Below are 23,991 nucleotides of genomic sequence, written 5' to 3'. Positions count from 1 at the left end.
TGCTCCTAGAGGATCGGTGCGGGGGCGTACGCGGCGGCGTCGGGATACTTCTCGATCCACTCGGCGGCCTGTGCGACGACCGTGGCGACCTGCGCTTCGGCGGCGCCGACGAAGGCGGACTTGTCTGCGATCAGCTCGTCGAGCTGCGCGCGGTCGAGCGGGATGCGCTCGTCGGCGGCCAGGCGGTCCAGGAGATCGGGTTCGCGACCCTCCTCGCGCATCGCCAGGGCGACGGCGACGGCGTTCTCCTTGATGGCCTCGTGCGCGGTCTCGCGACCGACGCCGGCGCGGACCGACGCCATGAGCACCTTGGTGGTGGCGAGGAACGGAAGGTAGCGGTCGAGCTCGTTGGCGATCACCTCGGGGTACGCACCGAACTCGGCGAGGACCGTCAGGAAGGTCTCCATCAGGCCGTCGATCGCGAAGAAGGCGTCGGGCAGCGCGACGCGGCGCACCACGGAGCAGAAGACGTCGCCCTCGTTCCACTGGTTGCCCGCGAGCTCGCCGGTCATCGACGCGTAGCCGCGCAGGATCACGGTGAGGCCGTTGACGCGCTCGCAGCTGCGGGTGTTCATCTTGTGCGGCATGGCCGAGCTGCCCACCTGGCCGGGCTGGAAGCCCTCGGTGACCAGCTCGTTGCCCGCCATCAGGCGGATGGTGGTGGCCAGCGACGACGGTCCGGCGGCCACCTGGACCAGCGCGGAGACGACGTCGTAGTCCAGCGATCGCGGGTACACCTGGCCGACGGAGGTGAAGGCGTGCGCGAAGCCGAGGTGGGCGGCCACCTTGTCTTCGAGCTGCGCGAGCTTGTCGGCGTCGCCGTCGAGCAGGTCGAGCATGTCCTGGCTGGTGCCCATCGGGCCCTTGATGCCGCGCAGCGGGTAGCGGGCGATCAGCTCGTCGACGCGGGTGAGCGCGATCATCAGCTCGTCGGCGGCCGATGCGAAGCGCTTGCCCAGGGTGGTGGCCTGCGCGGCGACGTTGTGGCTGCGGCCGGCCATGACCACCGACGCGTACTGCGCGGCGCGCTCGGTGATGCGCGCGAGCACGGCGACGCCGTGGTTGCGGACGTGCTGCAGCGAGAGGAGTACCTGCAGCTGCTCCACGTTCTCGGTGAGGTCGCGGCTGGTCATGCCCTTGTGGATCTGCTCGTGACCGGCGAGTGCGTTGAACTCCTCGATCCGCGCCTTGACGTCGTGGCGCGTGACGCGCTCGCGGTCGGCGATCGAGCCGAGGTCGACGTCGCCGACCACCCGCTCGTAATCGGCGATCGCCTCGGCGGGGACCTCGATACCGAGATCTCGCTGCGCCTTCATGACGGCGATCCAGAGCTGGCGCTCCAGAACGATCTTGTGCTGCGGCGACCAGATCTCCGCGAGATCCGCGGAAGCATAGCGACTGGCCAGGACATTGCTGATGGCAGGTTTACCCACGACTGTGCAGTGTAGTGCCCGCGACGGGGTGACTGAAACAACACGACGGTAGATACCCCTAGGGGTATAGTCGACAGTGAGCAACTCACAAGGGAGATCCCATGCAGTCCACCGCGGCCGACGAAGCCACCACCGCCGTTCTCAACCGCCTGCGTCGCGCGCAGGGCCAGCTCGGCGGCGTCATCGCGATGATCGAGGACGGCCGCGACTGCAAGGACATCGTCACGCAGTTGGCTGCAGTCTCGCGCGCGCTCGATCGCGCGGGCTTCAAGATCATCGCCACCAACCTGCGCGAATGCCTCTCCGACGAGCCCGAGTCCGGTGCGGGCCCGGACCTCGAGACGCTGGAGAAGCTCTTCCTGACTCTCGCCTGACCTCCCCATCCCTGCAGAAGGAGAAGACAATGGACCTCGCCATCAGCACCACCGTCGACGCCCCGCTCGCCGAAGCCGTCGCCCGCACCCGCGACGCACTCGCCGCCCAGGGTTTCGGCATCCTCACCGAGATCGACATGGCCGCCACCTTGAAGACCAAGATCGGCGCCGAGATCGAGGACTACGTCATCCTCGGCGCCTGCAATCCCCCGCTCGCGCACCGCGCGGTGACCGCGGAACGCCAGATCGGGCTGCTGCTGCCCTGTAACGTCGTCGTCCGCACGGACACCGAGAACCCCGGCCGCAGCATCGTCGAGGCGATGAACCCGCAGCTGATGGTGACCGTCGTCGACAACCCCGATCTCGCGGGCGTGGCCGACGACGCCACCGCGAAGCTCACCGCCGCCGTCGAGTCCCTGAACTGAGACCGCCACCGACCACCACGATCCGCCCGGATCCACCGACCGAAGGAGTCCCCATGTGCTTTCCCGTGACCTGCCCCACCTGCGGCAAGATCACCTGGGACGGGTGCGGCGAGCACGTCGACGAGGTGCTCGCCCCGGTGCCCGCCGAGCAGCGCTGCAGCTGCCCCGATCCGCGCCTCGCCCCGGCCTGACGCTCCGACGGCCGTCGCCTCCGCACGCGACGCGGCCCCCTTCGCCGACCGGGTAGACTCTGACCCCGGTATGGCTTCCTGGAATCGACTTCCGACTCTCGCCGCGACCTCTGCCGATTCGTCGGCGACGTCGCGGCGTCTGCTGTCGCGCCGGTCCCTCCTGGGCGGCGCGGTCGGCCTGGCCGCACTCGGCGGGATCGCCGCGTGCACCGCGTCGGAGGACCTCGATCCGCGGGACGCGGCGGACATCGGCGGCGACGACCAGCTCCCGGTCGAGACCGCTCCCCCGGAGATCCCGAACGATCCCCCGGTCCTCACCGGAAGCTTCATCTCGCAGCGCATGGCCGGCCGGGACACCCGTTGGGCGGTGTCCCGCCCCAACGGGGTGACCGGCGAGCTCCCGGTCGTGATCGTCGCGCACGCGTTGAACACCAACGAGCGCAGCATCTTCGGCAAGGCCCTCAACATCCAAGGCGTGGTGCAGCAGTACGTCGACGCAGGCAACCCGCCGTTCGCCGTCGCGAGCGTCGACGTGGCCCGCAACTACTTCCATGCCCGCACCGACGGCACGGACGGTGCGGCGATGATCCTCGACGAGTTCATCCCGATGCTCGAAAGCAGTCCCGAGCTGAACCTGCGCACCGATCGGATCGGCCTGTACGGCTGGTCGATGGGCGGCTACGGCGCCCTCCGCATGGGCGCGCTGATCGGCGCACCGCGCGTGGCGGCCATCGCCGCGAGCTCCCCCGCACTGTGGGGCGACCCGAACAACTTCCCGCCGCGCGCATTCGACTCGTACCTGGACTACCAGGCCAATTCACTGTTCGGTCAGCAGCACGCGTTCAGCAAGATCCCGGTGCTGCTGTCGATCGGCATGGCCGACCAGTTCTACACCTACACCCGCCAGTGGGCCGCCGACCTGCATCCGCCCGCCGCGTTCTCCACGACGCCGGGCGGCCACACCAACCGGTTCTGGCGGTCCGTGCTGCCCGAACAGATCGAGTTCCTGGGCCGGAACCTGGCGCGCTGAGACGTCACGTCTCCGGCGGGAACTGTCCCGTCCGCGAGAGTCGCCCGCCGGACAGCGTCACCGTCACCTCCGTCGGCCCGCCCTGCGGGCAGCAGAAGGGGTCGTCCTTGCGCAGCCAACGGTAGCGGACGGTCACCGAGTTGAGGGTGCCGCCGGCGATCGAGGTGTACGAGAACTCGTGCGGCTCCACGGTCCCGAGATATTTGCCGCCCGCGAACAGCAGCACCCGCGAGGTGTAGGTGGCGTCCTGGACGCCGCTGCCGTTGACGAGCAGCCAGTCGAGTCCGCATCCCTCGGACAGCGGATGCTCGCTGGCCCCCTGCGGCTGCCACGCGCCGCCCTGCATGTCGGTGCCGAGCGTCGCGATCGCATCCCGCGCCAGCGCCGAGTTCAGGTCGAAGCAGTACCCGTGACCGCTGCCGGGGCGGGCGTTCGTCTCCGCGGCCGGAGTGGTGGTCGGCGGGGCGTCGGTGGTCGACGCGCCCGGCTGCTGCGGCGCCTGCTCGGTCGGCTGCGTGGCCTCCGTCTGCCCGGGTCCGGCGTCGGTGTCGGTCGTCGAGGTGTGGGCGGGTGCCCCCGATTGCTGCCGGCTCGACTGCTGCGCCGTGATGTCGTCGCCCGCGCCCGAGCAGGCGGTGAGTGCCACGCCGAGCGTCGCCGCAGCAGCCATCGCGCGTGTCGCGGTGTTGATCCTCATGTCGCCTCCGTGTGTCCGGTGAGGTGTGCGCTTCCCCTGTCGGTTAGGTCGTTCGGAGGATCAGACACGTGACGGGGCCGTCATTCAACGGAACGACGGCCCGGTCACGGGAGAAACGGGTTACAGCGAGATGCGACCTTCTTCGGCGGCCTTGCCGATGTCGGTGCGGAAGTGCGAGCCGGTGAGCTTCACGCCGGCCAGCCGCTCGTACGCCTGGGCGCGGGCGGCGGCGAGGTCGGCGCCGCGGCCGACGATCGACAGGACGCGACCGCCCGACGACACCACGTCGCCCTTGTCGTTGATCGCGGTCCCCGCGTGCAGGACGCCCTCCGCGCTCGCGCCGGAGATGACGTCTCCGGTGCGCGGGCGCCCCGGGTAGTTCTCGGCGGCGAGGACCACGACGACGGCGGCGCCGTCGTGCCAGCGCAGGGGCGGCAGGTCGGCGAGGGTGCCGCGGGCGGTGGCGGCGAGCGCCTCACCGAGCGGCGATTCGAGGAGGTCCAGGACGGCCTGCGTCTCGGGGTCGCCGAATCGGCAGTTGAACTCGACGACGGCGGGGCCCTCCTCGTCGACGGCGAGGCCCGCGTACAGGAGTCCGTTGAACGGGGTGCCGCGCTTGACGAGTTCGGCCGCGACGGGCTTGCAGACCTCGTCGACGATGCGGGCGACCATCGCGTCCGGCAGCCACGGGAGCGGCGTGTAGGCGCCCATGCCGCCGGTGTTGGGACCGAGATCGCCGTCGCCGACGCGCTTGTGGTCCTGGGCGGGCAGCAGCGGGACCACGGTGTCGCCGTCGACCAGGCAGAACAGGGACACCTCGGGACCCGACAGGAAGCTCTCGAGGAGGACCGGGTGTCCGTTCTCCAGGCAGTCCGCGGCGTGTGCGCGGGCGGCGACGCGGTCCGGGGTCACGACGACGCCCTTGCCCGCGGCCAGGCCGTCGTCCTTGACCACCCAGGTGGGCCCGAAGCGGTCGAGGGCGGCGTCGAGCTCGGCGGGGTTGTCGACGATCTCCGCGCGCGCGGTCCGTACGCCGGCGGCGGCCATGACGTCCTTGGCGAAGGCCTTGGAGCCCTCGATCTGCGCGGCCTGCGCGCTGGGTCCGAAGACGTCGATCCCGGCGGCGCGGAGGGCGTCGGCCACGCCGAGGACCAGCGGGACCTCGGGACCGACCACCACCAGGTCGGCGGCGATCTCTCTCGCGAGGGCGACCACGGCGTCGGTCGACGCGACGTCGACCGCGTGGTTGGTGGCGACCGACGCGGTGCCCGCGTTGCCGGGAGCCGCATGCAGCTCCCTCACCGACGGGTCACGCTTGAGTCCGAGGAGGAGGGCATGTTCGCGGCCGCCCGAGCCGATCACGAGTACGCGCACGTCGTTCAGCGTAGTGGGTGCGACCCGACCCGCACGTCACGGGCGGCCGAGTTCGTCCGAGGATCTGCGCCCCACTCAGCGCCGGAGCTTGGCGACGCTGCTGCGGGCGGCGAACTCCACCACCAGCACCGGCAGGACCGGGGTCAGGCAGACCACGATGATCGGGACCAGCAGGGTGACGCCGAGAGCAGCGAGGACGCCGCCCACGATCAGCGGGAGCACGATCGCGATGACCAGCGGGACGGCCAGCACGTTGATCCCGGCGAGGTGGAAGTACATGGCGAGGGTGCCGAGACAGAAGACTGCGATCGGAACGGCCACGGCCGCGTACAACGCGGTCTCCGGGATGCTGGTCTGACCGTCGATCCACATGGCCACCAGGTGCAACCCGGCGCCCGACGCGGCGCAGCCGATGACGATCGGCATGCTGGCGTAGCCGAAGGAGAAGGACTTCTCCGGCTGCTGAGCCAGCGGCCGCCCGACCTCGAGCCGGAAGTAGAGCCACCACATCGCGAAGGTGACGCCCATCGCCGACAGTCCCAGGACACCCGTCTCGACGCTCCAGCCGGTCTTCGCGATCAGCGTCTGCAGGACGGCGACGGTGCCGACGACGCCCTCGCCGAGGGTGATGACGACCAGCGTCGCATAGCGTTCTACGATGTGCTCCGGGTGCCACGGCGTGCGCTTGACGAGGGTCTCGGCGATCGCCGGTCCCGACAGTTCCAGCACCATGCAGACGCCGATACCGATCAACGTCGGCACCAGCAGAAGCGGAACCAGCATCACGACCACCCAGCCGACCTGGGCGATCGCCGTCATCCCCGCGTACACCAGGCACGTCGCGCGGTACTCGGGCGCCTGAACAGCGGCGCGCAGCCAGTGCACGATCATCGCCACCCGCATCACGATGTAGCCGATGACCACCACCGTGAGGTTGACGTGCTCGCCTGCGTCGATGGACGCGAACACCGGCGGCAACCCGATCGCGATGATCGCGACGCCGACCATCTGGACCAGGGTCAGGAGGCGGTAGATCCAGTCGTCGGTGTCGAAGGCGGAGGCGAACCACGCGAAGTTGATCCACGCCCAGGTGGAGGCGAACGTGGCGATCGCGTAGCCGATGATCGCCGCCCGATAGTGCCCCTGGGCGAGGTACTCGGCGAGCTGCGTGCCCGCGATCGAGAAGGCGACGACGAAGACGAGGTCGTAGAAGACCTCGAGGTCGCTGGCACCGCGACCGTCCTCACGCGGGTCACGGCCCGTCATGCGTCGGATGCTGGTGGAAATGCTCACGCGCATGAGGATAAGCGCCCGAACGGCCCCGCGCGTGGGCACGCACGGGGCCGTCGTTCTCGCGGGACGGCTACCGGGGAGCCGTCAGGTCGTACAGGGTGACGCCGTCGACGGTGGTCGAGGTGAAGTTCGCCTCCACCCAGGACCGGATCTCCGACGACGACTTGCTGCCGCCCATCTGCGCCATGCCGCCGAAGCCCTCGCCACCGCGGTCTCCGCGTCCGCCGCCGATGAAGTAGTGGACCTGGTGCTGCGCCACCATCTCCTTGAAGGCGGCCAGTGTCGGCGCCGGGTCGGTGCCGTTGAAGCCGCCGATCGGCATCACCGAGTAGCCGCTGGCGATCTGGTAGCCGGAGGCCTCGTTGGAGCCGACCGCCGCGGCCACCCACGTGTATCGGTCGGCGTCCGTGCGGAGGAGCGCGACCATCTCGTCGGACGGGGTGGAGCCGTTGAGCAGTCCGCCTGTGGGCGACCCCTTCTGACCGTTCTGCCCGGGCATGCCCGGAGGGGTGCCACCCGGGAAGCCGGGGAACCCGTTGCGCCCGTTCTGACCGGTCGCCCCCGGAGGTGCGAAACCGCCGCGGTGACGTCCCATCCCGCCGGGACCGAACTCGCCGGCGACGCGCGGTCCGGCACTGATGATGGAGCCTTGCTTGGCAGTCGTGACGGTGTCGACGGTGTAGGCGAGCGGACCGGCCAGGCCCGCGAGGATCGCCGCGGTCGCGGCGATCACGGCCACCGACCATCGCTGCGCGAACAGCATCACTGCGCCGCCGACGAGACCGACCACCAGGACGACGTACCGCAGCCACGGCACGAACTCCGGCGACCGGTTCAACAGGACGTATCCCCAGATCGCGACCGCCCACGTCGCCGCGACCAGGACCAGGCGCACCCACAGTCGATCGCGTTCGCGCCAGCAGATCACGGCCGCACCGCCGATGACGGCTGCCAGGGCGGGCGCGATCGCCGCGGTGTAATAGCTGTGGAAGATGCCCGCCATGAAGCTGAAGACGCCGATCATCGTCGCCGCCCACAGTCCGAAGGCCACCAGGAGGGCGCGTCGCAGATCGGTGCGCAGGGCCTTGCCGATCAGGATCAGCGCGGCGACGCCGAGGATCACCGCGGACGGGATCAGCCAGGCGATCTGACCGCCCTGCGCAGCCTCGAACATCCGCAGCGGGCCTGTGGAGCCCCACATTCCGCCGCCGCCGGGAGCACCGCCGCCGAACATCTCAGCCGCCGCACCGCTCATCTCGTGCATCCGGGCGCCGCCGCCTCCGACGCTGCCGCGCTCGTTCCCGTCGAGCCTGCCGAGGCCGTTGTATCCGAAGGTCAGTTCCAGGATCGAGTTGTTCTGTGAGCCGCCGATGTACGGGCGGCTAGACGCGGGCCACAGTTCCACGGCCAGGACCCACCAGCCGGCGCTGACGATCAGCGCGCCCAGCGAGGCGAACAGGTGCCCGAGGCGACGCAGCCACGTCCGCGGACCGAACGCCAGGTAGGTCAGGGCCATCGCGGGCACGATCAGCATCACTTCGAGTTGCTTGGTGAGGAAGCCGAAGCCGACTGCGACGCCCGCGGCGATCATCCAGCGGAGCGGATGCGCCGGCTTGTCACCGGTGCCGGGCTCCATCGCCCGCAGCACGGCGCCGACGGCGGCGATCATCAGCACGATGAGGAGGGCTTCCGGGTTGTCGAAGCGGAACATCATCGCCGCGACCGGCGTCAACGCGAGGACTGCGCCCGCACCGACGCCCGCCCAGTGACCGACATAGCGCCGCACGATCAGGAACAGCAGCGCCACCGAGGCGACGCCCATCAACACCTCGGGGACGAGCACCGACCACGAGTTGAGGCCGAATACCCGCACCGACAGGCCCGGAATCCACAGAGAGGCGGGCGGCTTGTCGACGGTGATCGAGTTCGCCATGTCCGACGAGCCGAAGAACCACGCCTTCCACGACTGCGAGCCGGCCTGGATGGCGGCCGTGTAGAAGGAGTTGGCCCACCCGTTGATCGACAGGTTCCACAGGTAGAGGACTGCGGTAACGATCAGGAGCCCGGCCAGCGACAACTTCCGGTACAGGCCGGTGCGGGACGGTCGTGGCGGTTCCGCGGGTGCGGCGTCGGCCGGCTGCGGCCGATCGAGGACGGTGGTCATGCGACGCTCCGTTCGGTGGTGGTGGACGAGGCAGCGGGGACGGGCACGTCGACCCGACGCCGGAACACCCAGCGCAAGCCGACGAAGCGGGTCGCGGTGGCGATGAGATTCGAGACGACGAGGACCGCCAACTCGACGGCGTGGCTCGCGTCGGGCTGCCAGCGGTGCAGCGCGAACAGCGACCCCGCGGTCACCGCCCACCCGAACAGGAACACGCCCCACCCGAACAGGTGGTGGCGGGCGCGGCCTTCCGCGCCGCGGACACCGAAGGTGAACCGCCGGTCGGCCGCGGTGTTGAGCACCGCCGTGATCGCGAGCGCGAGGAAGTTCGCGGCCTGCGCGCCGAGCGGCCGCAACAGCAGGAACAGCAGGGCGAAGGCGAGGGTCGATGCGACGCCGACCGCGCAGAACCGGACCAGCTGCCCCACCATGCCGTAGGGGACGCCGTCGATGGCCGGACCCGGGAGCCGGTCGCGGCCGAGGGTGCGGCGCAGTTCGCCGACCGGGATGCGACCGGTCGCGAGCGCCCACGCCACGCGCACGCAGCCGCGGAGGTCGGCGACGGCGGTGGAGACGATGTCGACGGAGCTGTCGGGGTCGTCGATCCAGTCGACGGGCACCTCGGCGATGCGCAGGCCGACGCGTTCGGCGAGGACCAGGAGTTCGGTGTCGAAGAACCATCCGGTGTCCTCGACGTACGGGAGCAGGGTGCGCGCGACGTCGGTGCGCATCGCTTTGAAGCCGCACTGCGCGTCGGAGAAGCGGGCTCGCATCGCGGTCCGCAGGATCAGGTTGTACGACCGCGAGATGAACTCGCGCTTGGCTCCGCGCACCACACGCGAGGAGTGCGACAGCCTGGTGCCGATCGCGATGTCGGAGTGTCCCGAGATCAGCGGTGCGATCAGCGGCATCAGCGCATTGAGATCGGTGGACAGGCCCACATCGCAATAGGCGACCACCTCGGCGTCGTCGTCGCGCCACACCTCGTTGAGTGCGCGACCGCGCCCTTTCAGGTCCAGGTGGACGGCTCGGACGCCGGGCAGCTCCGCGGCGAGCCGCTGTGCGATCGCGAGGGTTGCGTCGGTGCTCGCGTTGTCGGCGACGGTGATGCGCGCTGGGTACGGCACGGTGTCGACGAGGTGCCGATGGAGTCGTCGCACCGACGCCTCGAGGTCGTCCTCCTCGTTGTAGACGGGCATCACCACGTCCAGGACCGGCCGTGCCGGAGGCGTGACGACGGCGGGGTCCGGGTCCGGGCACTCGTCGGCCCGGCTCAAGAGTTCTGTCATGGGTCAAAGAATCGTGCGATTCACTGCCGCCTCCCTGGGTCCGTCCTGCCAGGTCTCTGTGAGTCGAGCAGGAAACGCTCTGAGCGTCCAAGAACGCACACGCTTCAACCCTGAGCGAACCTCGACGCCCAGGGCGTTCGCAGATCTGTGGATGACGCATTCGGCCGTGTCGCAGCGCGCCGATACATTGGGCGACATGAGCACGCAGCAACCCACTCGGACGCTCGACCCCCAGCAGCGCACCGTCGCCGACGGTGTCATCACGTCGCTCGCCGGCCCCGAGGCCCGGCTCCGCGCCGATCAGGAGACGGCGGTCGCGGCCCTCGCCTCGCCGGGAGCGCGGGTGCTGGTCGTGCAGGCCACCGGCTGGGGCAAGTCCGCCGTGTACTGGGCGGCGACCGCGGTGATCCGCGCGGCGGGCGGCGGCCCCACGCTGATCGTGTCGCCACTGCTGTCGCTGATGCGCGACCAGGTCTCGGCCGCGACGCGCGGCGGGCTGCGCGCCGCCACCGTCAACTCGGCGAACATCGACGAGTGGGCGCAGGTGGAACGCGACCTGCTCGACGGCGCGCTCGACGTCTTGCTCGTCTCCCCCGAGCGACTCGCGAACCCCGGCTTCGGGCGTCGGGTCCTCGATTCGCTGGCCGGGAGGCTCGGCCTGGTGGTGATCGACGAGGCGCACGCGATCTCCGACTGGGGCCACGACTTCCGTCCCGACTACCGACGGGTGTCGGACGTCCTGCAGACGCTGAACCCGCAGACGTCGGTCCTCGCGACCACCGCCACCGCCAACGCGCGGGTGACCGCCGACGTCGCAGCCCAACTCGGCGACGCGACCCTGGTGCTGCGCGGTCCGCTCGCCCGGAAGTCGTTGCATCTGAACGTGATCGACGGCCTCGATCCACTGCAGCGGTACGCGTGGGTGGCGCAGGAGCTGCCGATGCTCCCCGGTTCGGGCATCGTCTACGTCCTCACCGTCGCCGACGCCGACCGCCTGGTCAAGGCCATCCGCGCCGTCCACGGCGACAGCCTCCCGGTCGCCGCGTACACCGGAGGTCTGCCCGCCGACGACCGCCACCGTCTCGAGGATCAACTCCTCGCCGGCGAGGTCAAGGCACTGGTGGCGACCTCCGCCCTCGGCATGGGCTTCGACAAGCCGGACCTCGGCTTCGTCGTCCACGTTGGCGCCCCTCCGTCGCCGGTCTCGTACTACCAGCAGGTGGGTCGTGCCGGCCGCGCTCTGGACGAGGCCGTCGTCATGCTCCTCGCATCCACGCTCGACGATGCGATCTGGGAGCACTTCGCCACCGCGACCATCCCCGACCCGGACCGGATGGCCACGCTCCTCGACGCGCTCGCGAACGCCGACGGCCCGATGACCGTCCCCGGCCTGGAGTCGGCCACCGGCATCCGGCGCGGCCGCATCGAGCTGATGTGCAAGCAACTCGCCGTCGACGGCGCGGTGGAGCGGGTCAGCGAGGGCTGGTTGATCACCGGCGCACCGTGGCACTACGACGCCGAGCACTACGCGGGCGTCCTGGCGGTCCGCCGTCGCGAGGCCGACATCATGCGGTCGTTCATCCGCGGCGAGAAGTGCCTGATGCGCCTGCTCACCGAGTCGCTCGACGATCCCCGATCCGAGGACTGCGGTCGGTGCTCGGTGTGCCGCGGCGAGATCACGCCGGGCCTCGCCGAAGCGCCCGACGCGGAGGTCATCGCGACGGTCGGCGGCGTCCTGCGGCGCGACGCCGTCATCCTGGAGCCCCGCAAGATGTGGCCGGGCGGCGCCTTCGGGACCCGCGGTCGCATCGCACCGACAGCGATGGCGGAGGTCGGCCGGGTGCTGGCGTTCGCCGACGCACCGCAGTGGCGCGACGTGCTCGGGGCGGCGAAGGCGGGCGCCCCCGACGCCGTCGACCGCCTGGCCGATGCAGCGGTCACCGTGGTCGCCCAATGGGGCCGCGCATCGGGGATCCGGCCGGACGTGATCTTCTCGCTGGACCTGACCGGAGGGTCGCTCGCCGCGACGCTCGCTCAGCGGCTGCGCCAGGTGGGCCGTCGCACCGGCGACGCCCTCACCGTCCTGCCCGGTCAACGCCCCGGACGGGAGGCCACCGGCGCCACCGAGGCCGCGTACTGGCGTGATCACCTGGACTCGATGCCGCAGGTGTCGGGTGCGGTGCTGCTGGTGGTCGACGAGACCGGAACCGGCTGGCCGGTGACGCTCGCGGCGGCTGCGCTCCGCGATGCCGGCGCGTCGGCGGTGTTGCCCCTGGTGATCCACCGAACCGCCTGAACGTTCGAGAGATCACCCCGGAGACACCGGGTCGGAGTTCACGCACGCACCTGACTTCTCGGTGATCGGTGCGGGACACTAGTGTCCTGCGCCGGAAATTGCTTTCATGTTTCTGTGGATCCGGTGAACGGCTGGCAAGGCGGAGGAGGGAGGCATAGCGGTAGCTATGTCGACTGACGACAACGCAGCCAGGCGTTCACCGGGCCGCAGAAACTGCAAGCGAATTTCCGGTGCGGGACACTAGGCCGTGTCGGGAACGTTCTCGCCGTAGCCCAGTGCGCGGAGGCTCGCGCGGATCTTCTCGGCGGCCTCGTCGAGGGATTCCGGGGACGCGTCGTGGTCGGCCTTCGTGAGGTCGAACGACTCCAGCGAGTGCGCGGGGAACACGTGCAGGTGCAGGTGCGGGACCTCCAGTCCGGCGATCAGCAGCCCCATGCGCGGCGCGTCGTAGGCCGCCTTGACGGCGCGGCCGATCTTCTGCGCAACCCCGCTGACGTGCGTGAACGTCGGGGTGTCGATCTGCTCCCAGTGGTCGATCTCCTTGCGCGGCACCACCAGCACGTGCCCCGGTGTCACCGGCTCGATGGTCATGAAGGCCACGGCCGTGCCGTCCTTCCAGACGAAACGTCCCGGCAGATCGCCGTTGATGATGTGTGTGAAGACCGAAGGCATGCCCCGACATTACGTGGCGTCGGGGCCCTCCGGCTCCACTCCCGCGGTGCTCATGCGCCCGAGTCCGGCGGTGCTCATGCGCCCGAGTCCGGCGGTGTCGATGCGCCCGAGTCCGGCGGTGTCGATGCGGGGCAGGACGAACCAGAATCGCGCTCCCTGCCCGGGGGCGGTGTCGACGCCCACCCGGCCGCCGTGCGCAGCCACCAGGGCGGCGACGATCGACAGGCCGAGTCCGTTGCCCGCTCCCTTCCCCTCGCGCGAGCGGGAGTCGTCGCCGCGATAGAAGCGTTCGAAGACGTGGGCGGCGTCGTCCGCCGTCATGCCGGGACCGTCGTCGGCCACACTGACCGTCACCTCCGACGGGCCGGACGCGACGCTCACGCGGATGTGCGCGTCGCGACCGGCGTGCGCGACGGCGTTGCCGACCAGGTTGCGGAGCACCTGCATCAATCGTGACGGGTCGGCGCTGACCACCGGATCGCCGGTGGTCGCCGGGACGTCCAGCACGATGTCGGCATCGGGCGACGCCGCACGGGCCGCGGCCACCGCGTCGTCGACGAGGGTCACCATCTCCACCGCCCCGAGGTCGAGACGGCGTTGCGCGTCGAGTCGGGCCAGCATCAGCAGATCTTCCACGAGCAGCCCCATCCGGTCGGCCTCCGAGCCGATCCGACGGACGGCGTCGTCCTGGTCCGCCGCCCCCATCGCGAGGAGTTCGGAGAACCCCTTGATGGAGGTGAGCGGGGTCCGCAGTTCGTGCGAGGCGTCGGCGATGAAGCGGCGCATCATCGCCTCGGACTCCCGAGCCTGCTGCTCCGAGCGGGCGGTCGCCGCGAACGAGGTCTGGATCTGACTCAGCATCCGGTTGATGGAGCGGCCCAGGCTCCCGACCTCGGTGTTCTCGGGCGCCTCGGGGACGCGCTGGTGCAGGTCGCCGCCGGCGATCGCGTGCGCGGTCTCCTCGACGCGGCGCAGTGGTCGCAGGCTCGACCGCACCAGCAGCGAACTGAGGACGCCGATCACCACCACGACCACGGTCCCGATCCCGACCTGCAACCAGATCAGGCGGCTCATCGTCGCGTCGACGTCCGACAGCGGGACCGCCACCACCGTGGCGCCGAAGTCGGAGTCGCGTTTGATGATCCGCCACTGCGGGCCGTGGCCGACGGAGTCCACGGTCATCGGGCCGGTGCTGCCGTCGGGCAGCCCGCTGAGGTCGGGGCTGGAGCCGAAGTCGCTGATCGTCATCACGCCCCCGGGCAGTTCGATGGAGACGTAGTACTGCGACGGCGGGCGACGCGGGCCGGCCGGCGCGGGACCGTGCGCGGGTCCGAGGTCGCGGGGGCGGGCCCACCCGTTGATCGCGTCCTGCAGGCCGGCGTCGGTGCGCGACATCAGGTCACCGCGCATCGCCGAGGTGACGGCGAACCCGGAGGCCACCAGGCCCAGGGCCACCAGCACCGCGGTGAGCACCACCAGCGACACCCGGAGCGGCACCCCGCGGTGCGGCTTCGGCGGATGCTGCTCGGCCACGACCGGATCCGGCGGTGGCGGCATCGGGGGGCGGACGGGCGCGGTCATCCGCGAGGCTCTCGCATCACATACCCGACGCCGCGCAGCGTGTGGATCAGGCGCTTGGGGCCGGTGTCGATCTTGCGCCGCAGGTAGGAGACGTACGACTCGACCACGTTGACGTCGCCGCCGAAGTCGTAGCTCCACACGTGATCGAGGATCCGCGGCTTCGACAGCACCGTCCCGGCATTGACCATGAAGTACCGCAGCAGCGTGAACTCGGTCGGTGACAGCGACACCAGTTCGCCGTTCTTGAAGACCTCGTGCGTCTCCTCGTCGAGCTCCAGGTCGGAGAACACGATCCGCGACGACTGCTCCTCACCCTCCCCGAAACCGCTGCGACGCAGCAGGACCGCGAGCCGTGCGATCACCTCTTCCAGGCTGAAGGGTTTGGTGACGTAGTCGTCGCCACCGATGGTGAGCCCGTTGACCTTGTCCTCCACGCTGTCGCGCGCCGACAGGAACAGGGCGGGCGCGACGATGCCGTCGGCGCGGAGCCGCCGCAGCAGTCCGAAGCCGTCCATGCCCGGCATCATCACGTCCAGGATCAGCACATCGGGTTTGAACGTCCGGACCGCGTCGAGCGCGCGCGGGCCGTCTGCCGCCGCCTGGACCTCGTACCCCTGGAACTTCAGGGACACCGACAGGAGCTCCCGAATGTTCTCCTCATCGTCGACCACGAGCACCTTGGCGGGTTTGTCAGCAGTTGCCATGGCACCAGCGTGCCGCACCGGTCATCGGTTCGACTGGGAAAAGGCTGGCAGGTTCCTGTGAGCGCTTCTGCGTCGCAATCGTGCTGCCGGATCAGGGCTTTCGCCGGATCTCACCGGTGCTTCGTCATGAGCGGTGACGGAAAACCCGCGTTGGGGCGGTCGTCGCCGAGCCAGGCGAGGAGTTCGTCGGCACGGGCGGCGAGGGCGGCCTCCGCCTCCGGCGGCAGGTCCTCGAGCGGGACCACCTCGACGGCGTCGTCGCGCAGCACCCAGCCGCCGACGATCCGGCCGTCCCACCACGCGGTCTGGCCGCCGTTGCCGTTGCGGTCGAAGAGGTGCCCCGCGTGCTCGCCGAGGTAGAAGCCGCGGTCCTTCCACCCCATGGTCGTGGGGTCCAGGCCTGGCAGCAGCAGGGCGCGCGGCTCGACGGGTTCGACGGGGTCGAGGTCGTCGGACATCAGGTAACCGGTGGCACCGCCGTCGAGGTCCACCTCGGTCACGTCGAGGGCTGCGAGCGCGGTGCGGACCGCAGTCTTGGTGGAGCCCAGCCACCAGACGATGTCGGTCTCCGTCCCGGGCCCGTACTGCCGCAGCCAGCGCTCCACCAGCGCCCGGTGCCCCGCGTCGACGTCCATCCGCGGCAACGGCTCGCCCAGCCAGCTCTCCATCGACATCCACGACGGGCGCGAACGATGCCAGGGCGCGCCGTTCGGTCCGCGCACCACGTCGCCGAGCGCCGCCAGGTAGTTCAAGATCCGCGGGAGGATGGGCGATGGGCCGCCGTACGACTTCCCCTCGTCGCGCATGATCGCGATGTCGAACTCGGGCAACCGTGTCCGCAATTCCGACGAGGTGAGGTCGGCACCGTCGGCGAACACCGCGAGGACGGCGTCGCGCGCCCGGTCGATCCAGGCCTCGGGGTCTGCGGGGCCGTCGTCGCGGCGCAGGTCGCGCAGGAGGTTGGTGCGCTCCGACGCGGCGACCCGCGGTCCGACGGCGCTCACCGACTCGGCGAGCATCTCCCTCGTCATCACGAACAGGGTGCGCCGCATGACGAGCTGTTTCACCAGCGTGCGGTGGTCGTAGAGGGCGGTCTCGATCGCATCGGGCGTCGGTGCGCCGCCGCGCGCCCACGCCGACAGATGCACCGTGGACGCGGTCGTGGCGTGCAGGCCGACCACCGCGTCGGCGACCGCGGTGACCGAGTTGTCGACGGATCCGTCGAGCAGGTGCCGACGCTGGAAGCGGGCGCGCCGCTGCTCGACGGTGATGCGAGGGCGCGCGGTCATGTCGGCTCTCCGGCGATCAGCGCATCGATCTCCACCAGTTGCCCCGGATACGGCAGCACGGTGACCCCGACGACGATGGCGGGCGGCGTCTCGTCGAACGCGGCGTCGAGCGTCTGCCAGACCTCGCCGAGCACTGCGGAGTCGGCGGTGGCGACGTAGACGGTGAGCTTGGCTATCTGCGACCGCTGTGCGCCCTGTTCGGTGAGCAGGACGTCGAGGCATTCGACGGCGCGGCCGACCTGCGCGACCGGGTCGCCGGGCCCGACGATCGCGCCGTCGGGGTCGAGCGGGGAGAGCCCGGCCGTGACGATCAGGCCGCCCGCGGGCACTCGTGAGCCGTAGGCGAAGCCGCCGTCGTGCAGCGCCGGGGAGGAGAAGGATCGGGTCATCGGAAGCTCAGCACCTCGTCGCCCCAGGCGCGCAGGATGGTGTCGTCGAGCCCCTCGACGGGAGTGTCCTCGGTGCCGCCGATCAGCAGCGAACTGTGTCGCATGGGTTCGTACGCCTCCCAGATCGCGTCGCCGTCCTCCCCGGTGTTCGGGTCACCATCGGCGGCGAAGCCGAGCCACCGGTACTGCATCCGGTGCCGAACCTTCTCGCCCGTCGCACGACCGCCGAGCGCGTACATCGGGTCGCGCTTGCTGGACGCCGGGTTGCCCCACACGTACGGCACCTCGGTGGCGTGCGCGGCGCCGTAGCCGAGGAGGCGGAGGATCGGTGTGGCCCAGTCGAATCGGTAGAGGTAGACAGGCGCCACCTGCGCGTGCGACTCGGTGATCCAGACGGCGGGCATCCGGAAGCCGATGTCGCGGGAGATCGCCATCGACCGCGCCCCGGCCGGGACGTGCTGGTACGACGAGTCGAGGAACTCCGGTTCGGGAACGCGGAGTCCGGGACGTTCGGTGCCGATGAGGGTGAACATCGCGTCGACGCCCTGGTTCTTGACGGGCAGCAGCGGCGTCGACATCCACCGGAACAGCGACGTCTCGTGCCGGTTGGTGCCGATCAGCAGCGGGACGCGGTGCGATTCGCCGGTGACGATCGCCTCCAACGGATCCAGCGGGACCAGGTCGCCGTCGACGACGGGAGCGAACGCGATGGTGCCCGGGAACCGGTTGGGCACCAGGTTGAAGATCCGCGACGACGCGTTCACCAGGTCCAACGCGGGAGTCCGACGCAGGTCGGCGGCCCGGACGTACTCGGGCGGCAGTTCGGCGAGCAGCATGTTGGCATACCGCTCGCCGCGCTCGGCGTCGTACACGGTGGTGGCGGGCGAGCTCTGCGCGATCGCCTTGTGGAACAGGCCCTTCGCGGCGGGCGAGGCGAGCAGCGTGGTGACGATGCCCGCACCGGCGGACTCCCCGAACAGGGTGACGTTGCCGGGGTCGCCGCCGAAGCGCTCGATGTTGTCTCGCACCCAGGTCAGCGCCGCGATCACGTCCGACAGTCCGCAGTTGGCCTGGAAGACGTGGTCGCCGGACGAGAACCGACTCAGGTCCATGAACCCGAACGCGCCCATCCGATAGTTGAAGGTGACGACGATGGTCGGGGTGCCGCGGGTGACGGACGACTGGATCAGCGAACCGGGGTCGTACAGTGGCTGCGATCCCGAGCCGCACAGGTAGGCGCCGCCGTGCACCCACACCATCACCGGCAGGCCGGCGTCGGTGCCCGCGACTCCGCGCGGGGTGCCGACGTTCAGATAGAGACAGTCCTCGTTGGCGAAGGCGTCGGGCCCGAGGTCGATCACCTGCATCACCGGCTGCGGGCTGACCGGCGCGTAGTTCCGCGCGTCGACCACCTCGCCGCGCTCGCGGGGAGGTTCGGCGTGCCGCCAGCGACGCGGTCCGGTGGGTCGCGCGGCGTAGGCGACGCCGAGCCACAGGTCGGCGGAGGGAGTGCTGGTGCCCCGAAGCGGGCCGTAGACGGTGTCGACGACGAGATCGGTGTCAGTCACGATGCTCATTTTGCCCGCACCCGGCGTGGTCCGCACCATTCGTCGACCGCGCGTCCTCCCCTACGATGTGGTCATGACCGATTCGCTGCCGCTGATCCTGCGTGAAGAGCCCTTCTTCGACGCCATCGAGGTGGAGCTCCCCACCGGCGTCCCCGTCGTCACGATGGAGTTCCCCGAGGTCCGTCTGGAGGATCTGCCCGAGATCTTCGACGGGCACTTCCACCAGCTCGCGCAGGCCGCACCCGTCGGGCCCGGTTTCGCGATCTACGACGGCGACGTCTCCGACGAGTTCGACCTCACCATCGGCTTCCCCGTCGCGGGCCCGGTGGAGATCGACGGTCTGGACAACGGGGTGTTCCCCACCGGGCACGCGCTGATCATGTCGCACCTCGGCGGGTTCGACGGCCTCGGTTCCGCGTGGGAGGCGCTGATGGAACGGCACTTCGCGAAGGGCGGGTCCGCGCCGCGGTTCGTCGTCGAGATCTACGTGACCGACCCCAGCGTCATCGCGCACGACGACCTCCGCACCGATCTGCTGGTGGTCCTGTGACGACGTCGACCGGCACCGCCCGGGTCGGCGAGCTGGACCTGTGCTTCGAGGAGTTCGGTGACCCGAACGATCCCGCCGTCCTGCTGATCATGGGGCTCGGCGCCCAGATGGTGTTCTGGCGCACCGAGTTCTGCGAGCAGATCGCCGCAGCGGGCTACCACGTCATCCGCTTCGACAACCGCGACTGCGGTTTGTCGTCGAAGCTCGACGGCGTCCGCACCGGTCTGACGTCGCTGCCGCTGGCGATGCTGCGCTTCGAGTTCGGCCGCGCCACCTCCGGCACCGCGTACACCATGACCGAACTCGCCGACGACGCCGCGGGCGTCCTCGATCACCTCGGCATCGACCGCGCGCACATCGTCGGCGCATCGATGGGCGGGATGATCGCGCAGGTCTTCGTCGCCGAACACGCTCATCGCACCCTGTCGGCGACGGTGATCATGTCGAGCAACAACCGGCCGCTACTGCCTCCGCCGGGACCGCGACAGTTGCTTGCACTGTTGAAGCCGCAGCCCGCGCACGCGACCCGCGAGGAGCTCATCGAGGTCGCTCTCGAACGCGGCGCCGTGATCGGCAGCAGGTCGTATCCGGCCGCGGCCGACGTCGCCCGCGCACACGCCGCCGAGTACTTCGACCGCTCCCACTACCCCGCCGGGTTCGCGCGGCAGTTCGCCGCGATCCTCGGCACCGGCAGCCTGGTCCGGTTCGACCAGCGGATCCTCGCCCCGACCCTCGTGATGCACGGTTCCGAAGACCGGCTGATGCGGCTGACCGGAGCCAAAGCCGTCGCGAAGTCGGTACCGGGCGCCCGCCTCACCGTCATCGACGGCATGGCCCACGACCTCCCCCGCGTGCTCTGGGACGAGATCATCGGCGAACTGACCCAGCACTTCGCGAGCGCGTGACACCGCTCGCTCACGTCGCCGACATTCGCTCCACTCGACGACGCTCGCTCACTTCCGGAGGTGAGCGAGCGTCATCCGCGTAAGCGAACGAGCTACTCCACCACGATCTTCCCCATCGCACCGCGGTCGCCGTCGACCATCCGATGGTTCAGGAAGGTGTAGGTGCCCGGCTCGGTGAACGTCATCTCCACGAAGCCGCCCTGCGCGGGCAGCAGGTCGAGCGCCTGAGACGCTCCACCCAGGGGATTGTCGCGCTGCAGGAGGTACGCCCCCTCCTTGTAAACGGTGTCGAACTGGCTGCCGATCACGTGGAACGAGAGCGGCTCGTTGGGGCCTGCGTTCAGCACCCACAGGCGAATGCGGTCGCCGACCTTCGCGCGCAGCGGACGGAACACGTACTGGTTCGCGTAGCCGTTGAACATCACCAGATCGGGAACCGCGCCGGCCGCCACCTTGTCGGCGTCGATCGGCGAGCCGTCGCGTCCCAGGTACCACTCGGACTGGGTAAACGCGTACTCGGCGTCGACCGGGGCCAGGCCGGGCGGGTCGATGATGACCGAGCCGAACATGCCCGCCGCCAGGTGGACGGCCATCGGCATGGTGGCGCAGTGGTAGAGCCAGATGCCGCTGTGCTCGGCGCGGAACCGGTAGACGAGGCGCTCACCGGGGTTGATGTCGCGCATGTTCTCGTCGGGCGAGACCATGCCTGCGTGGAAGTCGATGGAGTGCGCCATGGTGCCCTTGTTGACCAGGGTGATCTCGAAGGTGTCGCCGATGCTACCGCGGAGCACCGGCCCCATGGTGCCGCCGTTGTAGGTCCAGCGGACCGCCTTGGTGCCGGGAGCGATCTCCCCCGGTGCCTCGGTGACTTCGAAGGTGAACTTGTGCGTGTCGGAGGCGGACGCCGGTGCGAGCCGCGGATCGCGGGCGACGAATCCGGGGCCCGGATCCTTCATGATGTCGACGGTCGACGCCGGGCCGGAGGCGGTGCCGTGACCCGAGTGTCCGCCGGCGCCGCCCGAACCGTCGTCGCCCTCCACCTTGATGTGGAAGACCATGCCCTGCTGACGGTGTCCGACGATGGAGCACCAGCCCTCGATGGACCGACCGACGACGGGCACCTCGATGGTCGCCTTCTGCTTCGGCGCCAGGCGGCCGGTGGACTGCCCCGTCTCCAGGACCAGGTCGTGCACCATGTCGTCGGTGTTGGTGACGTTGATGACGAGGCGGTTGCCCTTGGGGACGGTGACGGTGTCCGGGGTGAAGCGCATGTGGACGGCGTCGACGTCGACCGTGGTGGTCTGACCGGTTGCCACGACACCGGCCGCGCCGTCGTCGCTCGACTGGGTGCCGCTGCCACCCAGGGCGACGCCGAGCGAGATCACCAGCGCCAGCGAGGAGATCGCGGCGACGGCCTGCACGCCCAGTTGTCGGCGCGGTTCGGCTGGTGCCGGGGAGGGCTCGCCGGAGGCCATCGCCCGACGTACCTTCACCGCGGTGATGGCACTGCGCATCATGATCGGGAGGAACGCCGCGAAGGCCAGCATCACCAGCGCCGACACGGTGACCCTGGCCCAGCTGCTCAGGGGCAGCAGCCAGATCAGCAGGCCCAGGTTGATGACGAGGACGCGCCACATCCACCACGTGTCCATGATCTGCTTGGCGGTCTTGGTGACCGGTCCGCCGCCGAGCATCACCGGCATCAGGTGGCTCATGACGCCGAACAGGAGCTGAGCGGCGAAGCCCGCGAGGAACCAGACCGTCATCAGGGTGATGCGCGAGGTCTCGAACGGGCCGGTCAGGAGGATGACGCCGTAGGCGATCAGCGAGCCGATCAGCCACAGCAGTGCGGCGGGGATCGACGCCGTCGCATACGAGTGCGGCGCCTTGCGGAGGACGACGCGGACGAACGGTCCGGCGACGATCAGCCATCCGGCCGCGTACACGCCGACACCGACGGCGGCGAGCACCGGCTGATCGCTGAGGGCGCCCGCGCATGTCACGGCGACGCCGAGAGGTAGGACGATCAGCGCGTAGGGGCGTCGTCGGGTGCCGACGTGCGGGTCGCCGAAGAGACGGGGGAACATCACCTGCAGCACACCCGCGGCGGCGAGGCCGAGGAACCCGAAGATGTTGAGTGCCTGGTGGGTGACGAGGAAACCCGCCTGGGTCGGGTCGGCGAATCCGTAGGCCAGCGCGACGCCGAAACCCGCACCGAACGGCAGCATGCAGGCCGACGCGACGAAGTACCAGACGCTGAGCGTCTGCTCCGCCGGTCCCTCGCCGGTCTCGGCGCGGTGTCGTTGCGCTTCCCGGATCAGCAGCGCGAGCGACAGCGCATGCCAGGCCAGGGCCCCGCCGATCAGGATCGCGCCGACCATCGTCACCTGCCACCAGGTGCCGAGGATGCCCACGATCGTGACGACGAGGCCGAGGTTCACCGCGTAGATGCGACCGAGCTGCACGGCTCGACGTTCCGGTGGCAGGTGGTAGCCGAGGAATCGTTCGGCGAGGGTCTGCGACCACAGCAGGATCGAGTTGGTCACCAAGCCGATGGTGAAGATGTGGATGAGCAGCCACCGAGAACTCGGCAGCGTCCAATGCAGCAGTCCGGCGAGGATCAATACCGTCATCCAGACACGGACGGGCATGCCTGCGCGGCGATGCCAACTCATCGGACGACGATCACGGGTTTTCGTCACACCCCGATATTAAGGAGGGGATTACTCGAAAAGGTCGAGTGGCGACGGGGATCACGTCGCGGAGACGCCACCCTGCGATGCACCTCCTGGGAGACCACCGCCAGTCGACAAGAAGGCCCGCTCCGGGGAGCGGGCCTTCCGAAATCGAATCGTAGCGTCCAAGCCGCTACTCGATGCCGTTATTTTACCATCGTTCGCGTGACCGATATATACATGATTGAGCGTTATCTCGGTATTGCCCGTCTGACGCCGTACCTCGAATCCATGGGCGACGACATCGACGGTGCCGTCGCGCTCTACCGATGGAACACCGAACTGGCGGGCGCACTCCACGCCCCGCTGTCTCACCTGGAGATCATCGTCCGAAACTCGATGGATCGAGAGCTCTCCGAGTGGAATGCGGCGCAGGGCCTGCCCTCCAGGTGTGCACTGGAGGGCAACGCCGCGGAGCCCCTCTACCTACTGCTCAGCAAAGCGCTCTGAGACGCACGCAAGAGAGCACGTTCCGAAGCTCGGAGGCGAGGTCGCCACCATCCGAGACACGGTGAGGCGGTGACCCACGACGATGTGATCTCTCAACTGACCTTCGGCAACTGGTCGACCTTGCTGGGGTTCACCGCAACACCGGACCCGAGTTCCGTGGAGCAGATCTGGGCGGAGGCATTGCACCGCGCGTTCCCGAAGGCACACGGGGGAACATCCGGCAGGCGCTTCGTCGGGACGAGGCTGGACCGCCTCCGTCGGGTCAGAAACCGAGTTTCGCACCACGAGAACCTACTCGAAGTCGATGCGTCGAACAGGCTGAAGGACCTGCTCGCAGTCCTGTCGACGATCGACTCAGAAGCTCCGAGCTGGGCGATGGCGAACAGCCGGGTGCGAGCGGTAGTCGCACAGGATCCCCGCAATCTACGCACCGGACGCGAAGGTGCGTAGATCCCTCTGTGGAGCCCCCTGTCGGGATTGAACCGACGACCTTCGCTTTACAAGAGCGGTGCTCTACCACTGAGCTAAGGAGGCCTGCCGCGGAAGTATATAGGGTCACACTCGGGACCCGTAACGCCCCGT

Annotated in this window: 22 protein-coding genes and 1 tRNA gene; 9 read left to right on the top strand and 14 right to left on the bottom strand. The window is 69.7% G+C overall.

Annotated elements, in window-relative coordinates:
- Positions 1 to 5: 5 nt before the first annotated feature.
- Entirely contained in the window at positions 6 to 1,433 is a 1,428-nt protein-coding gene (purB, locus tag ACH46_RS02885; RefSeq protein WP_062391598.1) for an adenylosuccinate lyase, read from the bottom strand.
- Positions 1,434 to 1,534: 101 nt separating this feature from the next.
- On the opposite strand from purB, the gene ACH46_RS02880 reads away from it, so the two are divergent.
- From ACH46_RS02880 to ACH46_RS02870, 4 genes are all read left to right on the top strand, one after another.
- Positions 1,535 to 1,807, top strand: coding sequence for a metal-sensitive transcriptional regulator (locus ACH46_RS02880; RefSeq protein ID WP_062391597.1), 273 nt, complete (start codon positions 1,535 to 1,537; stop codon positions 1,805 to 1,807).
- Positions 1,808 to 1,836: 29 nt separating this feature from the next.
- A complete protein-coding gene (locus tag ACH46_RS02875; RefSeq protein WP_062391596.1) occupies positions 1,837 to 2,232 on the top strand; it encodes a DUF302 domain-containing protein in 396 nt (131 codons plus the stop codon).
- Between the two features lie 53 nt (positions 2,233 to 2,285).
- Positions 2,286 to 2,423 carry a hypothetical protein gene (locus tag ACH46_RS21445; protein WP_193392936.1) on the top strand — a complete coding sequence of 46 codons (138 nt, stop codon included), beginning with the start codon at positions 2,286 to 2,288 and terminating at the stop codon, positions 2,421 to 2,423.
- A gap of 70 nt (positions 2,424 to 2,493) precedes the next feature.
- Positions 2,494 to 3,453: an alpha/beta hydrolase-fold protein gene (locus ACH46_RS02870; RefSeq protein WP_062391595.1), complete on the top strand. Its 960-nt coding sequence runs from the start codon at positions 2,494 to 2,496 to the stop codon at positions 3,451 to 3,453.
- A 4-nt stretch (positions 3,454 to 3,457) separates the two neighbouring features.
- On the opposite strand, the gene ACH46_RS02865 is transcribed toward ACH46_RS02870, so the two are convergent.
- The 5 genes from ACH46_RS02865 to ACH46_RS02845 all read right to left on the bottom strand — a co-directional run bounded on the left by ACH46_RS02865 (position 3,458) and on the right by ACH46_RS02845 (position 10,270).
- Positions 3,458 to 4,150 (bottom strand): LppP/LprE family lipoprotein, encoded by a 693-nt coding sequence (locus ACH46_RS02865; RefSeq protein ID WP_062391594.1) that lies wholly within the window; start codon positions 4,148 to 4,150, stop codon positions 3,458 to 3,460.
- A 120-nt stretch (positions 4,151 to 4,270) separates the two neighbouring features.
- Positions 4,271 to 5,524, bottom strand: a complete 1,254-nt coding sequence (gene purD / locus ACH46_RS02860; RefSeq protein ID WP_062391593.1) for a phosphoribosylamine--glycine ligase — start codon at positions 5,522 to 5,524, stop codon at positions 4,271 to 4,273.
- A gap of 75 nt (positions 5,525 to 5,599) precedes the next feature.
- Entirely contained in the window at positions 5,600 to 6,817 is a 1,218-nt protein-coding gene (locus tag ACH46_RS02855) for a low temperature requirement protein A (RefSeq protein ID WP_226995741.1), read from the bottom strand.
- Positions 6,818 to 6,887: 70 nt separating this feature from the next.
- Positions 6,888 to 8,981 carry an ArnT family glycosyltransferase gene (locus ACH46_RS02850; RefSeq protein ID WP_062391591.1) on the bottom strand — a complete coding sequence of 698 codons (2,094 nt, stop codon included), beginning with the start codon at positions 8,979 to 8,981 and terminating at the stop codon, positions 6,888 to 6,890.
- Positions 8,978 to 10,270, bottom strand: a complete 1,293-nt coding sequence (locus ACH46_RS02845) for a bifunctional glycosyltransferase family 2/GtrA family protein (RefSeq protein WP_082399348.1) — start codon at positions 10,268 to 10,270, stop codon at positions 8,978 to 8,980. Before ACH46_RS02845 ends, ACH46_RS02850 begins: the two co-directional genes overlap by 4 nt.
- A gap of 196 nt (positions 10,271 to 10,466) precedes the next feature.
- Between ACH46_RS02845 and ACH46_RS02840 the strand changes: the two genes are divergently transcribed.
- Positions 10,467 to 12,566, top strand: a complete 2,100-nt coding sequence (locus ACH46_RS02840; protein ID WP_062394895.1) for a RecQ family ATP-dependent DNA helicase — start codon at positions 10,467 to 10,469, stop codon at positions 12,564 to 12,566.
- A gap of 240 nt (positions 12,567 to 12,806) precedes the next feature.
- Here the strand turns inward: ACH46_RS02840 and ACH46_RS02835 are convergent, their stop codons facing one another.
- The 6 genes from ACH46_RS02835 to ACH46_RS02810 all read right to left on the bottom strand — a co-directional run bounded on the left by ACH46_RS02835 (position 12,807) and on the right by ACH46_RS02810 (position 18,778).
- Complete coding sequence (locus ACH46_RS02835) at positions 12,807 to 13,238, bottom strand: HIT family protein (RefSeq protein ID WP_062391590.1); 432 nt, start codon at positions 13,236 to 13,238, stop codon at positions 12,807 to 12,809.
- Between the two features lie 9 nt (positions 13,239 to 13,247).
- Positions 13,248 to 14,819: a sensor histidine kinase gene (locus ACH46_RS02830; protein WP_082399346.1), complete on the bottom strand. Its 1,572-nt coding sequence runs from the start codon at positions 14,817 to 14,819 to the stop codon at positions 13,248 to 13,250.
- Complete coding sequence (locus tag ACH46_RS02825; RefSeq protein WP_062391589.1) at positions 14,816 to 15,523, bottom strand: response regulator transcription factor; 708 nt, start codon at positions 15,521 to 15,523, stop codon at positions 14,816 to 14,818. Before ACH46_RS02825 ends, ACH46_RS02830 begins: the two co-directional genes overlap by 4 nt.
- 110 nt (positions 15,524 to 15,633) lie before the next feature.
- Positions 15,634 to 16,812: a winged helix DNA-binding domain-containing protein gene (locus ACH46_RS02820; protein ID WP_062391588.1), complete on the bottom strand. Its 1,179-nt coding sequence runs from the start codon at positions 16,810 to 16,812 to the stop codon at positions 15,634 to 15,636.
- Positions 16,809 to 17,201 carry a RidA family protein gene (locus ACH46_RS02815; protein ID WP_062391587.1) on the bottom strand — a complete coding sequence of 131 codons (393 nt, stop codon included), beginning with the start codon at positions 17,199 to 17,201 and terminating at the stop codon, positions 16,809 to 16,811. The genes ACH46_RS02820 and ACH46_RS02815 overlap by 4 nt, the downstream gene beginning before the upstream one ends.
- The gene (locus tag ACH46_RS02810; RefSeq protein ID WP_082399344.1) at positions 17,198 to 18,778 is read right to left on the bottom strand and encodes a carboxylesterase/lipase family protein; all 1,581 of its coding nucleotides are present in this window, start codon (positions 18,776 to 18,778) and stop codon (positions 17,198 to 17,200) included. The genes ACH46_RS02815 and ACH46_RS02810 overlap by 4 nt, the downstream gene beginning before the upstream one ends.
- A gap of 64 nt (positions 18,779 to 18,842) precedes the next feature.
- Here ACH46_RS02810 and ACH46_RS02805 point away from each other — a divergent pair, with 64 nt between their 5' ends.
- Both ACH46_RS02805 and ACH46_RS02800 read left to right on the top strand, forming a co-directional pair.
- Positions 18,843 to 19,319 carry a GyrI-like domain-containing protein gene (locus ACH46_RS02805; protein ID WP_062394893.1) on the top strand — a complete coding sequence of 159 codons (477 nt, stop codon included), beginning with the start codon at positions 18,843 to 18,845 and terminating at the stop codon, positions 19,317 to 19,319.
- Positions 19,316 to 20,224 carry an alpha/beta fold hydrolase gene (locus ACH46_RS02800; RefSeq protein WP_062391585.1) on the top strand — a complete coding sequence of 303 codons (909 nt, stop codon included), beginning with the start codon at positions 19,316 to 19,318 and terminating at the stop codon, positions 20,222 to 20,224. Before ACH46_RS02805 ends, ACH46_RS02800 begins: the two co-directional genes overlap by 4 nt.
- Positions 20,225 to 20,316: 92 nt before the next feature.
- On the opposite strand, the gene ACH46_RS02795 is transcribed toward ACH46_RS02800, so the two are convergent.
- Positions 20,317 to 22,899: a multicopper oxidase domain-containing protein gene (locus tag ACH46_RS02795; RefSeq protein WP_062391584.1), complete on the bottom strand. Its 2,583-nt coding sequence runs from the start codon at positions 22,897 to 22,899 to the stop codon at positions 20,317 to 20,319.
- Positions 22,900 to 23,124: 225 nt separating this feature from the next.
- Here ACH46_RS02795 and ACH46_RS21440 point away from each other — a divergent pair, with 225 nt between their 5' ends.
- Both ACH46_RS21440 and ACH46_RS02785 read left to right on the top strand, forming a co-directional pair.
- Positions 23,125 to 23,409: a hypothetical protein gene (locus tag ACH46_RS21440; protein WP_193392935.1), complete on the top strand. Its 285-nt coding sequence runs from the start codon at positions 23,125 to 23,127 to the stop codon at positions 23,407 to 23,409.
- Between the two features lie 69 nt (positions 23,410 to 23,478).
- Entirely contained in the window at positions 23,479 to 23,859 is a 381-nt protein-coding gene (locus ACH46_RS02785) for a hypothetical protein (protein ID WP_062391583.1), read from the top strand.
- A gap of 9 nt (positions 23,860 to 23,868) precedes the next feature.
- On the opposite strand, the gene ACH46_RS02780 is transcribed toward ACH46_RS02785, so the two are convergent.
- Positions 23,869 to 23,943, bottom strand: a tRNA-Thr gene (locus ACH46_RS02780).
- Between the last annotated feature and the right edge of the window lie 48 nt (positions 23,944 to 23,991).

This window comes from Gordonia phthalatica, assembly GCF_001305675.1.
GTDB lineage: Bacteria > Actinomycetota > Actinomycetes > Mycobacteriales > Mycobacteriaceae > Gordonia > Gordonia phthalatica.
The sequence above is the reverse complement of the archived record's forward strand: the minus strand, read 5'-3'. Positions and strand labels throughout refer to the sequence as shown.